Annotated in this window: 9 protein-coding genes; 4 read left to right on the top strand and 5 right to left on the bottom strand. The window is 59.3% G+C overall.

Annotated elements, in window-relative coordinates; all coding sequences use genetic code 11:
• Nucleotides 1-325 precede the first annotated feature (325 nt).
• Complete coding sequence (locus NML54_RS04645) at nt 326-727, bottom strand: DUF3040 domain-containing protein (RefSeq protein ID WP_254756169.1); 402 nt, start codon at nt 725-727, stop codon at nt 326-328.
• A 194-nt stretch (nt 728-921) separates the two neighbouring features.
• Nucleotides 922-2,316: a DNA polymerase IV gene (gene dinB / locus NML54_RS04650; RefSeq protein WP_254756171.1), complete on the bottom strand. Its 1,395-nt coding sequence runs from the start codon at nt 2,314-2,316 to the stop codon at nt 922-924.
• A gap of 185 nt (nt 2,317-2,501) precedes the next feature.
• Between dinB and NML54_RS04655 the strand changes: the two genes are divergently transcribed.
• Entirely contained in the window at nt 2,502-3,728 is a 1,227-nt protein-coding gene (locus tag NML54_RS04655) for a polyprenyl synthetase family protein (protein WP_254756173.1), read from the top strand.
• 127 nt (nt 3,729-3,855) lie between these two features.
• On the opposite strand, the gene NML54_RS04660 is transcribed toward NML54_RS04655, so the two are convergent.
• A complete protein-coding gene (locus NML54_RS04660) occupies nt 3,856-4,224 on the bottom strand; it encodes an Rv2175c family DNA-binding protein (protein ID WP_005506572.1) in 369 nt (122 codons plus the stop codon).
• Between the two features lie 248 nt (nt 4,225-4,472).
• Between NML54_RS04660 and NML54_RS04665 the strand changes: the two genes are divergently transcribed.
• Nucleotides 4,473-6,155, top strand: a complete 1,683-nt coding sequence (locus NML54_RS04665) for a serine/threonine protein kinase (RefSeq protein WP_254756175.1) — start codon at nt 4,473-4,475, stop codon at nt 6,153-6,155.
• Nucleotides 6,156-6,290: 135 nt separating this feature from the next.
• On the opposite strand, the gene NML54_RS04670 is transcribed toward NML54_RS04665, so the two are convergent.
• Together NML54_RS04670 and NML54_RS04675 are read right to left on the bottom strand one after the other, a co-directional pair.
• On the bottom strand, nt 6,291-7,655 hold the full coding sequence (locus tag NML54_RS04670; protein ID WP_254756177.1) for a class II 3-deoxy-7-phosphoheptulonate synthase: 1,365 nt from the start codon (nt 7,653-7,655) through the stop codon (nt 6,291-6,293).
• Nucleotides 7,656-8,019: 364 nt separating this feature from the next.
• Nucleotides 8,020-8,769 (bottom strand): lysophospholipid acyltransferase family protein, encoded by a 750-nt coding sequence (locus tag NML54_RS04675; protein ID WP_254756179.1) that lies wholly within the window; start codon nt 8,767-8,769, stop codon nt 8,020-8,022.
• 214 nt (nt 8,770-8,983) lie between these two features.
• Here NML54_RS04675 and NML54_RS04680 point away from each other — a divergent pair, with 214 nt between their 5' ends.
• On the top strand, nt 8,984-9,850 hold the full coding sequence (locus tag NML54_RS04680; RefSeq protein WP_254756181.1) for an alpha/beta hydrolase: 867 nt from the start codon (nt 8,984-8,986) through the stop codon (nt 9,848-9,850).
• Between the two features lie 147 nt (nt 9,851-9,997).
• Nucleotides 9,998-12,166, top strand: a complete 2,169-nt coding sequence (locus tag NML54_RS04685; protein ID WP_254756183.1) for an AMP-binding protein — start codon at nt 9,998-10,000, stop codon at nt 12,164-12,166.
• Nucleotides 12,167-12,265: the final 99 nt, after the last annotated feature.

The raw sequence follows: 12,265 nt of genomic DNA on the forward strand, positions 1-12,265 counted from the left end.
CCACTTTCCACCACCTACCCCACCCAGCAGAGTATCTTTTAGTGTTTTTATGCTCTCTTCTGCATTTTTAACGCTTACGCATATCTTCTTCACAGCTTCGGGTGTGCTCCTGCTCAGTGCGCCGCCCTCAGTTTGCCTGCTTCAAGGGGACTCAGAGATGTTCGCTGTTCGGGGCGTAACGCGCGGCACCCGGAACTTGGGGCAGAAAATGGGCACGAGAAAGCGGAGGTAAGAGAATTCTTACCTCCGCTTGATCAGTCTTGAGTTTTGAGATAGGGGGGTAGCCCTATAAGCTAGGCCGCAAAACTTCTGCGTCCTGAATGCTCTAGAACTGGCCGTGATTACGCTCGTCCCAGCGGTTCTCCAGGCGGTTCATGAAGGAAGACTGTTCCTTCTGCTCACGCTGACGCACACGGGCTGCACCTTCTGCCTTACCGCCGAGGAAGGAATCCACCGGGGTCTTCTTGCTGGTGGTCGCAAAGTACACGCCACCCGCTGCGAATAGGAAGCCGAATACGCCCAGCCAGATCATATTAGATGCGACCGCACCGATAATGATGCCCAGACCGATAAGAACGAAGAGAATACCGAGAGCCAGGTGGCGGGCACTAAAAACGGGTGCGGTGTTGCCGGTAGAAGACAAGGAGGAGGCAAAGTTCGGGTCCTCGCTGCTCATAAGCTCTTCGAGCTGGTCCAGAACTTTCTGTTCACGCTCGGACAGTGCCATTGTTTTCTCCTTTGAGGTGTCTCTGCTCAAGATGAAGGTCAGTATCAGTCGCTGCGGTGTTTCAGCTGGCGCGGTGCGCGCTTGACTCCCATCGTACCCCGCCGGGTGGGGTTAGCGCATTCTTTTTCAGGCAGAAGTACTTGAAGGTCTTCCGCGGAGGGGGCGCAGCCCTTTCTGCGGCGATTTCCCTCGACCTAGTTCCTTTCCTCTACCTTTTGCTCAGCCTTTTGCTCGGCCCTTTCCTCGACCTTCTGTTCCGGCGCAACCACCCCGGAGGCTGGCTTGAGGCTTTCGCTGCTGTACCTGCGGTGAATCGCGTCCATGACGTGCTCCACCTCCGACCATCTGCCGCTTTTCACGAGGCGAGCACCAGAACCCGAGCGAACACCATTCCCGAAGCTTTTGCCCGCTCCCCCGCCCCCTCGTTGTGCGGAGGCGGTTTGTGCGGGGCGCGGGTTTACCCCGCTCTGGATGGAGTCGAAGAGGGTTTGTTGCACCCCGTCTTCCGCTCGGGCGAGCTTTTCGGCGCGCACTCCGATGAGTCGCAGGGCGCGGGGTGCCGTCTGCCCTACTACGATTTCATCTGCTCGCAGGGCTTCCAACGCCAGGGAGGCGATCTGCATACCGGAGTCCACGGGCACGTTTAGTGCTATAGCGCGGGTGTGCGTTTCGAAGGTGCTGTAGCGGATTTTGAGGCTAAGCCCTCCGGCGAGTTTCCCTACCGATCGCAGGCGCTTTCCCAGCTTGAGACTCAGCTCCCGAATGGCAGCACTCACCTCCTGGGCATCGGTCGTATCCGTCTCAAAGGTGTGCTCGCCACCCATGCTTTTCTCTTCACGTTCGGTGATCACGGGGCGTTCATCAATGCCGCGCGCCATGGCCCAGAGGTGCTCACCCTGGGCAGCGCCGAAGCGTTCTTTGAGCCAGTCCAGGCTCATGGACCTCATCTGGGCGATGGTGTGAATACCGTATCGAGAGAGCTGCTCGGTGCTTTTCGCACCCACTCCCCACAGGTCGCTGACTTTTCTCGGGTCAAGAAATTCTTGAACACGCTCGGGCGGAATGACCCACAGCCCGTTCGGTTTACTACCTGTAGACGCCATTTTGGCGAGCAGTTTATTAGGCGCCACCCCCGCGGAGGAGGGCAGGGAGAGTTCCTGCGCGATGCGGTCGCGAGCGCGCTGCGCCAGGGCTACGGGATCTTGGCCGTGAAGATAGGCGCCGGTGAGGTCCACGAAAGCTTCATCCACGCTGACTTGCTCCACGTATGGGCTCAGATCGTTCAGGATAGCCATGACGGCGCGGGAGTAGTGCCGGTAGTCGCCGCGCAGCGGCAGGACGGTAGCGTTGGGGCTGAGGTTCCGGGCGCGGCTGAGCGGCATGCCGGAGCGCACTCCGTGGGCACGTGCCTCATAGGAAGCGGAGCAGACGACCGAGCGGGGGCCCAGGGGTGCCACGATAATGGGCTCACCGCGCAGAGCGGGGTTTTCGAGGAGTTCGACGTTGACGAAGAAGGCGTCCATGTCCAGGTGCATAATGACGCGGCCGTTCCCTGCGCCGCTAGCCTTACCGGTTCGCGTCTGTTCCATGTCGCCTCCTCTCATAGTTTCTACGCCTACCTACCGAAAATATAGCACATTTCTACGAAAAACGGAGGCAATATATCGTAAATATATTCGTAAATGCGCTCTCTTGGGCTTTTCTCCACTAAGCTAGAAGAAGTGCACACCGCACGGCATCAGGACCGTACATAGCGACCATCAGCGAGGATAGTATGACTCCCCCTTCTCCTTCCGGAGCACCCACTCCCCAGGCGACCGAGAGCCTCACCGTAGCGGCACCGAATATCCCGGCAGCTTCTGCGCACCTCGCCGAGCGTATTGCTGAAGAGCAGCGAGCCTACCTGCACGCTTTTGACACTCTCATGGCGGAGTTTTTTACCCGCCAGCGTGAGCTACTTGAGGGCATTTCCTCGGAGACCCTACCCCTACTTGAGGCTATTGAATCTCTCTCCACCGGCGGCAAGCGCCTGCGTGCCCTGCTGAGCTACTGGGGTTGGCGCGGTGCCGGCGGCGCAGCCGTAACCGAGAACCGCGCGTCCTGGTCTATTGTGAAGGCCGGCATGGCGGTGGAGCTGTTTCAGACCTCAGCACTGATTCACGACGACATTATCGACCGCTCCGATACCCGCCGCGGCGCTCCCTCCGTGCACAAGCGTTTTGAGGCGGCGCACGAGCAGAATAGTTGGCGCGGTGATGCTTTCAACTACGGTCTGACCGGCGGTATTCTTGCCGGCGACCTGACCCTGGCGTGGTCTGCCGAGGTTTTCGCGTCTCTGGGCGAGGGAGCGATTTATGGGGCCCCTGCGCGCACTATTTTTGACCGGATGCGCACCGAGGTTCTGGCGGGCCAGTACCTGGATGTCTACTCCGAGGTTCTCGAAACCGAGGACGCTCAGGCGGCTCTGCAGCGTGCCCTGAACGTGATTCGTTTCAAGTCCGCCAAGTACTCATGCGAGCACCCCTTCACGATTGGTGGTGCTCTGGCTCTGCAGGCTGCCGCGCTGGAGAGCGGTGCCGTGAGCGAGCAGCACCCGGTACTTGCCGGCTACCGTGCGTTCGGCCTGCCGCTGGGTGAGGGTTTCCAGCTACGTGATGACGAGCTGGGCGTCTTCGGCCAGCCCGAGGTGACCGGCAAGCCCGCTGGCGATGACCTGCGTGAGGGTAAGCGTACCGTGCTGGTGGCGTTCACCTCCGCCGTCCTCGACGAGAAGGACGCGGCGCTTCTGCACAATAGCTTGGGCAACCCCGAGCTGAGCGATGAGCAGGTGGAGAGCATCCGTGAGCTGATGGTTTCTTCGGGCGCTTTTGCCAAGCATGAGCAGCTGATTGAGCAGAAGTCTCAGGCTGTGTTTGAGGCGCTGGAGGCGATGAACCTGGACGAGCTGACGCATGCGGCGCTGACCGATATCGTGGGTCGTGCTCTGCGCCGCAAGGCATAGATGCGCTACGTCGCAAGGCGTAGAGGTTCAACACAGTTAGAACGTTAAATAGGTTGAGGCGGCATACCGAAGTATGCCGCCTCAACCTATTTAGCTATAGTACTGAGCCGCTATTACCAAGCTGGTATTACCAAGCCAGTGCCTGCGCACGGCGACGGATTTCAGTCTTACGACCGTCAATCAGCGCGTCGATGGGACGGCCGGGCAGGGACTCGTCGCTGGTGTACAGCCACACGATAGCTTCTTCATCGCTAAAGCCGGAATCCTTCAGGACAGCGAGGGTACCCTTGAGGGATTCGAGTACTCGCGAACCGTTCATGAACAGTGCGGGTACCTTGCGCACGTTGGTTTCCGGGTCGCGCAGCGCGATGAGCGTACCGTCAGAAATCAGGTTGTGGACGCGGGTCACCTTAAGGTCGAGGGCCTGCGCAATTTCGGGGATGGTTACCCAATCGCCGACGAGGGCGAAGGTCTGAGCAATATTTTCGTTAGTCACCTTTTAAGAGTGCCAGAGCTGACACGTATTTACCACTTTTGACCCGCATCTGGAGCGGGAGCTCTCCTGCGTGCCTTTCCTTTTGCGCGTTGCCGGCGGTTCTTAGGTTGGGTTCGGACCCGTCGGTGCTTCTTAAGAATTCGCTGAGTGTTCACCTGCCCGGTGCCCTTTGGCATCGCTTCTGCCCAGGTGGGCGGGCTAAAATGTTGAGACGTATGAATACTCCCAGCCCACGCCGGATTTCTCCTGTGAACCCTCGTTCTTCTGCAAATACTCCTGTTCCTCCCGCCACTCGTCCCGCTGCCCCGGATACCGCTATTGGTTCTTCGCAGTGGCTCAGTGGCGCCATTATTGAGGGTCACTACCAGGTGGGTTCGCTTATTGGCCGCGGCGGCATGAGCGAGGTGTATTATGCGCTGGACCTGTGGTCGAATAACCCGGTTGCGCTCAAGGTTCTCTCCCCCGCTCTGGCTGAGGATGCAGCGAACCGTCAGAAGTTCCACCGTGAGGAGCGCTCGATGCGCCAGGTGGGTGGCGGCGGGCATACGGTGGGCGTGATTTCGTCGGGTACCGAATATTTTTCGGGTCAGATAGTCATGTATATCGTGCTCGAGTACGTGCACGGTTGTACGCTAAGCCAGCTGCTACGTGTGCGTAATGCACTGTCCCTGGGTGAGGCTCTGGATATCCTCATTCCGGTGGTGGAGGCACTTTCGGAGGTTCATGCGAACCGTTACCTGCACGGCGATATTAAGCCGGGCAATATCCTGTTGGATGCTAACGGTCAGGTGAAGCTCACGGACTTTGGTCTTTCCCGCCGTGATGATCAGGTGGATGCGGGTGCGCCCATGGGCACCCCCGCATACGTTGCACCGGAGGTCCTTGATCCGAAGGTGAAGGTCGGCGCGCAGGCAGATATTTTTGCGCTCGGCGTGATGATGTACCGTATGCTTTCAGGTCGTCTGCCCTTTGTTGCTCTGGAGAATGACCAGCAAGTGCTCTATCACAACGCCAACATTGAGATGCCTGCGCTGACCGATGTTGCGCCGGGTGCGGACCGCGATATTGCGGGGCTGATTTCGTGGTGTACCCGCAAGCAGCCTCACGCCCGCCCGGAGGATGCGACCGAGCTGTTTACGGCCCTGCTGGAGATTTCTGAGTCGTTGGGTGAGCACGAGCGTGCTTGGCGTGCCCCCTCGTGCCCGGAGCCGGAGCTTCCTCTTTGGGAGGCTATTGCCGATATCGCGGAGCGTAGCGGTGCCGCGCAGATGGTGCGTAACACCCCGATTAGTGCTTTTAGCGATGCCCGCGATCTGCTGGTCTACGACGTGTACTCCCCCGACAGCCTCGTGTACGATGCATCGGCGACTGGTCAGGGTGTACACCTTGCCGACGTCGATGCTGAGGACTCGGTGCTGAACCGCCAGGGTATTCCGCCGCTGGTAAGTTCCGCTCCCTATGACGAGGATTCTGAGGGCGAGCCGGAGAAGGGCAAAAAGTCTGCTAAGCGCGATTTGGGTTCTTTCCTTGACCGTCGTGCGGGTGCGAAGGGCCCTCAGACTCAGTCCGTTGGTATTGGTCCGCAGACGGAGCAGGAGTTCATCTCAGCTAACGGCGAGTATGCCCCGATTCAGGCGGAACGTTCGTTGAGTCCCGCGGGTTCGCACCGTTCGAAGGCTAAGGGGGCGGCGAGCGCTTCTGAGGCTGAGGAGCCTACGGGTACTTCTGATGATTCGGCTCAGTCTTCGAAGAAGGATCCTCGCATGCCGACTAAGCAGTTTAGGACTCCGCCCTCGGGTATGGCAGTGGGCGGTTGGGCTCTGGCGTTGATTCTGATGGGTATGGGTGCGAGCTTTACCGGCTGGTGGCTTGCTACTTCGCTGGTGCAGTCGGAGTGGTGGCGTAATTTTGAGGCGTTCCTGACTTTCTAGCACCTGCCGCGCCGCTCTTGCGCCGCACTCAGGTTAAACGCATGTGCCCGGGTCTTCATCCTTGTCAGGTGAAGACCCGGGCATTGTCGTGTCGGCTGCTTCCCGCCAACTATCGCGGCGAAAAGCATGAACGTTTTATGCGCGGTTCTTGAGGTACTCGGAGACCAGGAACGCGATTTCCAGGGACTGCGAGTGGTTCAGACGCGGGTCGCACAGGGACTCGTAGCGATCAGCCAGTGCTGCCTCGTCGATAGCGTCGGAGCCGCCCAGGCATTCGGTAACGTCGTCGCCGGTCATTTCCACGTGGATACCGCCAGGGAACGAACCTAGCGCTTCGTGTACCTCGAAGAAGCCGCGAACCTCGTCGAGCACGTCGTCGAAGCGGCGGGTCTTGTAGCCGGAGGGCACGGAGATGGTGTTGCCGTGCATCGGGTCGGTGACCCAGACGACCTTCGCGCCTTCAGCCTGCACACCCTCAACGATTGCGGGTAGCTTCTCGCGGATGTTCTTCGCACCCATGCGGGTGATGAAGGTCAGGCGGCCGGGCTCGCGGTTCGGGTCGAGCTTGTCAATCAGTGCGAGTGCATCCTCAGCGGTGGTGGTCGGGCCCAGCTTTACGCCGATGGGGTTGCGGACCTTGGAGAGGAAGTCTACGTGTGCATCGTCGATGCCGCGGGTGCGCTCGCCTATCCACAGGAAGTGTGCGGAGGTGTCGTAGGGCAGCTGGGTGCGCGAGTCGATGCGGGTAAGGGCACGCTCGTAGTCCAGCACGAGTGCCTCGTGGCCGACGTACATGTCGGTGGTCTTGAGGGCTTCGAAGTTCACGCCGCATGCTTCCATGAACTTGAGGGCGCGGCCGATTTCGTTGGCGGTCTTGTCGTAGCGCTCATGCGCGGGGTTGGAGGTAAAGCCGCGGTTCCACTGGTGTACGGCGCGCAGGTCTGCGAAGCCGCCCTTGGTGAAGGCACGCACCAAGTTCAGGGTGGATGCGCTGGTGTGGTAGCCGCGCAGCATGCGCTTGGGGTCGTGTACGCGGGCTTCGGGGGTGAAGTCGATACCGTTGACGGTCTCGCCGCGGAAGGAGGGCAGGGTGACGTCGCCGCGGGTTTCCATGTCTGCGGAGCGCGGCTTGGAGAACTGGCCCGCCATACGGCCCATCTTCACCACGGGCATGGAGGCGCCGTAGGTGAGCACTGCAGACATCTGCAGGATGGTCTTGATGCGGCCGGAGATCTTCTGGGCGGTTGCACCAGCGAAGGTTTCTGCGCAGTCGCCGCCCTGCAGGAGGAATGCGCGGCCTTCAGCAACCTGACCGAGCGCCTGGCGCATGGCATCAACTTCACCGGCGAAGACGAGCGGGGGTACCGAGTTCAGCTCGGCGATGGTGCTCTCAAAATCTTCGTGCTCGCTCCATGTGGGCTGCTGGTCAATGTGCAGCTGACGCCAGGTGTCCAGGCCGTGGTCGGTAGCCTGCGAGGTGCTGAGGTTTTGATTGCTCATCTTCACTCCATCGGATGGTCTTGTGTGTTTTCTGATTCAGCCGCGTTTCGGGTGCTCGGCGCGCCGTGTGCGGCGTGCTGGCTTGCGATTCTTCAAGCTGAACAGACCTAATTGTACTCTTGCTTGTTTCAACACCTAACCCTGCAGTCAGGTACATCTCACATGTTTAGATAGCGCCACCAGGTGTCGGGAATACGCGGGTTGATACGCAGGGGTTTTATGCGTAGCGGGTTGATGTACACCGTTGCAGAGCCGCATACGAAGGGGCGGGATGCGGCACGTACCGCATCCCGCCCTCTGACGTATGTATGCATCTGGCGTATGTGTGCACCCGGGGTGCTGTCTCAGGGTGCTGTCTCAACGTTTAGTGCTGCAGGTGTGCGACTGCCGCATCAGCGCTCATGTTTTTATCAGCCATGAGCTTCTTGACGCGGTCGGCGTACACGTCCACGTATTCCTGGCCGCTGAGGGCACGGATCTCAGAGCCAATACGGTCGGCGATTTCACGCTGAACGCGGTGGCTCAGATCTGAACCGTCGGTGTATTCCTCGAAGGTGAGGGGCTTGCCGATAATGGTACGCACCTGGATGGGCTTGCCGTCGTGGCGCAGACGGATACGGTTCGAGCCGGAGGGCTGAATCAGGTCGGTACCGATCTGTCCGACGGGCACTACGGGCACGCCTGCTTCAACTGCGAGGCGGGCGACACCGACCTTGGGGCGGTAGCCGCGTCCGTCGGGGCTACGGGTGCCTTCGGGGTAGATGCCGATGATGCCGCCGTCACTGAGGACCTGCGCGCCGGCGTTGAGGGATTCCTGGCTCTTCTGGCCGCCGGAGCGGTCCATGGGAAGCTGGCCAACGCCGCTGAAGAATGCCGCCATGGCGCGACCCTTCACGCCGGGGGTGGTGAAGTAGTCGCTCTTGGCGAGGAAGTTCACGGTGCGCGGCATAGCGAGAGGAATAAAAATGGAGTCGCAGAATGCCAAGTGGTTGCTGGCTACGATGTAGGGTCCCTCGGGCAGGTTTTCCAGGCCAACCACGTCGTGGTGGTAGAGTCCCTGCAGCAGGGGCGAGCCAAGAACCTTGAGCGTTGAATAGAGGGCGGTGTTAGGCATTGGGGTCTCCTCTCTAAATATTCCCGGGTCAATTCTATCTTGTCTGGAGCGTAGCGAGATAATAAAAGAAAGGGAACGATTTTTCTGCACACCGGTGTATCGGTGCGTTTGAGGCAATGAGCCCGCCGGATTGTTGCACCTCAGGTGTTCCGAGCTGGTACGCAATAGAGCCTGCACCTGCGCTAATAGTGCCGCAGGTAGGCGAAGGAGGAGCATGAGCATTTTCGATAATTCACTGGAACCGGTCAAGAGGATTGGGCGTAAGGCTCGCGAGTGCAGGCTTCTTGCGACCCAAAATGTTAAGGAATCTTTGGCGCGTCACCTCGGGGAAGAGCAGGATGCGTTCGACCACTCCCCTGTTTCTTTTGCCCCTGATTCGGGGCAGCATTCCGTGGGTATTTTGCTGGTGCATGGTTTTACAGGTTCGCCGCACAGTATGCGCCCGGTGGCTCGGCGTTTTATGGAGCTCGGTTATGCGGTGGAGATGCCTGTACTGACTGGTCACGCGACCCGTTGGCAAGATTTGCGTGATAGTACGTACCAGCAGTGGCTGGCTTCTGCCGAGCAGGGGTACCGCCGCCTGACTAATCAGGGTCTGCAGGTGATGGTCATTGGTATGTCGATGGGTGGCACGGTGGCAACTCATCTATCGGCGCGTCTGCCGGTGGTGGGCACGGTGCTGATTAACCCCTACATGGTAGATGTGAACCCGATGATGCGCCATACGGGCAAAATGGCTAAGGTTCTGCCGATACTCAAGGCAATCGGTTCCGATATTGCGGTTCCAGGCGTGAGTGAGGGCGCGTATTCTATCGTTCCGACGGCGGCGGTGTATCAGTTGCATCTTTTGGGTGCAGAGACTCGTGCTCTGATTCCGCAATTGAAGTCACCGGTTCTATATTTGCGTTCACTGGGTGATCATACTGTGTCAGATAGCTCTCACAAATATTTTCTCGAACATTGTTCAGCTCCTGTAGAATTTAGGTGGCTGACCCGCAGCTACCATGTGGCAACGCTCGACTATGACGCCGAGTATCTTCTCTCCACTGTTCAAGCTTTTGTCGCATCCCTAAACCATTAAATTCTGAAGGTTCCACCCGTTGGCGAATGCATCACCCGCCGCGGTGGGCAGAACATTCAGAAAGCCATCACGGCACCTCGAGCCATCGAGGACAGCCCGCGGCACCGAATCCGCCACGGGCTCACGCCCTGATTTGAAAGGCGCATTATGAAAGTCTTCTCCACTCCCGCTGAGGTTATTGTCGACCCCTCACTGAATCTGACAAGCATTGTTGAGCGCCACCGTGCCGATAGCTCCAATCCGGTGCTGTACCGCCGTCAGATGTCTCCAGGTAACTGGCAGCCGGTTCGAGCCCAACAGTTCCACCAGATGGTGACCGACCTGGCTAAGGGTATGATTGCCGCTGGTATCCGCCCGGGTGACCGTGTGGGTATTATGAGCCGTACCCGTTTTGAGTGGACTGTCATTGACTTTGCGATTTGGTATGCCGGCGCTGTCTCCGTGCCGGTGTATGAAACGAACGCTGCCGCCCAGGCGGCGTGGGCACTGTCCCATTCTGAGGCTGTCGCCATCTTCGTCGAGGATGAGAAGCTCCTGAATCGTGTGGCTGAGGCTGAAGAATACGCCGTTTCTACTACTGAGCCGTGCCAGCTCGAGCACCGCTGGGTCATTGAGAACGGCGACCTCGATGCCCTGAGCACTCGCGCGTCCGAGGTGAGCGATGACCAGCTGGAGCAGGTACGTTCCGCAGCCGGTTGTGATGACATCGCGACCATTGTGTACACCTCCGGTACGACCGGTCGCCCTAAGGGTTGCGCGCTGACTCACGGTCATTTCCTGAACCTGAGCGCGAACACCAGGCTGGTCGAGCCGGAGATTGCGAACTCCCGCAACTCCTCCATTCTTTTCTTGCCGCTGGCGCACGTTCTGGCGCGCCTGATTCAGGTTCTGGCGCTGGACGCTGGCCTGGTTATTGGTCACTCCCCCAACATCAAGAACCTGGCGTCTGACCTGGACAGCTTCAAGCCGACCATGCTGCTGGTGGTGCCCCGCGTCTTTGAGAAGGTGTACGAAGGTGCCATGGCAAAGGCGGCTAAGGGCGGCAAGTTTAATAAGTCTCTGTTTGAGCGTTCCACCGATATCGCGGTGCGCTGGTCGCAGGCGAAGGTTGAGGGTCGTGTGCCCCTCAAGCTGGCGGCGCAGTACGCTCTCTACGACAAGCTGGTCTACTCGAAGCTGCGTGCGGCTCTCGGCGGCGAGCTGCGTTACGCGGTCTCCGGCGGCGGTCCCCTCGGCGAGCGCCTGGCTCACTTCTTCCACGCGGTGGGTGTGCAGGTGGTTGAGGGTTACGGTCTGACCGAGACCTGCGCCCCGATTGCGGTTGGCCGCATCAACCCGTACCAGATTGGTATGCTTGGTCCGCTCATCCCCGGTTCCGAAGGCTACATTGCTGAGGACGGCGAGCTTCTGGTTCGTGGCGTGGGCGTGATTAGCAGCTACTACAAGAACCCCGAGGAGGACGCTCATGCGTTCACCGAAGACGGCTGGTTCCGCACCGGTGACCTGGCTCGTTTCGATGAGCGAGGCTACCTGAAGATTGTGGGCCGTAAGAAGGAAATCATTGTCACCGCCGGGGGTAAGAACGTGATTCCGGGTATTGCGGAGACTCATCTGCGTACCTCTCCCCTGGTTTCTCAGGCGATGCTGGTTGGCGATGAGAAGCCGTTCATTGCGGCTCTGGTGACCCTGGATCCTGATACTCTACCCGAGCAGTTGGAGCATCTGGGCCTGCCGCGTTCGCTCTCCATCCCGGAGGCGGCTGTTCATCCGGCGGTTCGTGCCGCGATTCAGAAGCTCGTGGACGAGGCGAACCAGTTGGTTTCCCGCGCCGAGGGTATTCGCGAGTTCCGTATTATGAACCGCGATCTGACCGAGGAGGACGGCTACCTGACTCCTTCGCAGAAGCTGCGCCGCGCGAAGATTCTGCAGGACTTCTCTTCCTACGTGGATGAGATGTACGGCAAGGTTTCCGATAGCACGTCGGATTCTTTGGCTCGTCTGCAGGAGTACGCGGCGGAGCAGTCTGAGAAGTTCGCTGAGCTGCGTGAGCAGGCTGCTGAGCGTCTGCACGAGTACGCGGATCATCAGGCGGAGCGTCTTGCCGAGCTGCGTGAGCAGGCAGCTGAGAAGTTTGAGGAGCTACGTGAGCAGACCGCTGAAATGATGCAGAAGCCCCAGGAAGAGAAGGCAGCGGCTAAGGATAACGCCAAGAAGTCTGAGAAGGCAGAAAAGACTGAGGATTCTTCCGCTGAAGCTCCTGCTGAGAAAGCAGAAGCAAAGAAGGCTGAGAAGAAGGCTGACGGCGACAACGCCTAAATAGCTCTGGTTACCATCAACGAGAGGAGGGGGTCGTACCGCTTAGGTACAACCCCCTCCTCTCTGTTTGTTCGCTAGATACCTCGGCTTCCGGGTGTT

Origin of the sequence: Rothia gullae, from assembly GCF_024294905.1 — a bacterium.
GTDB lineage: Bacteria > Actinomycetota > Actinomycetes > Actinomycetales > Micrococcaceae > Rothia.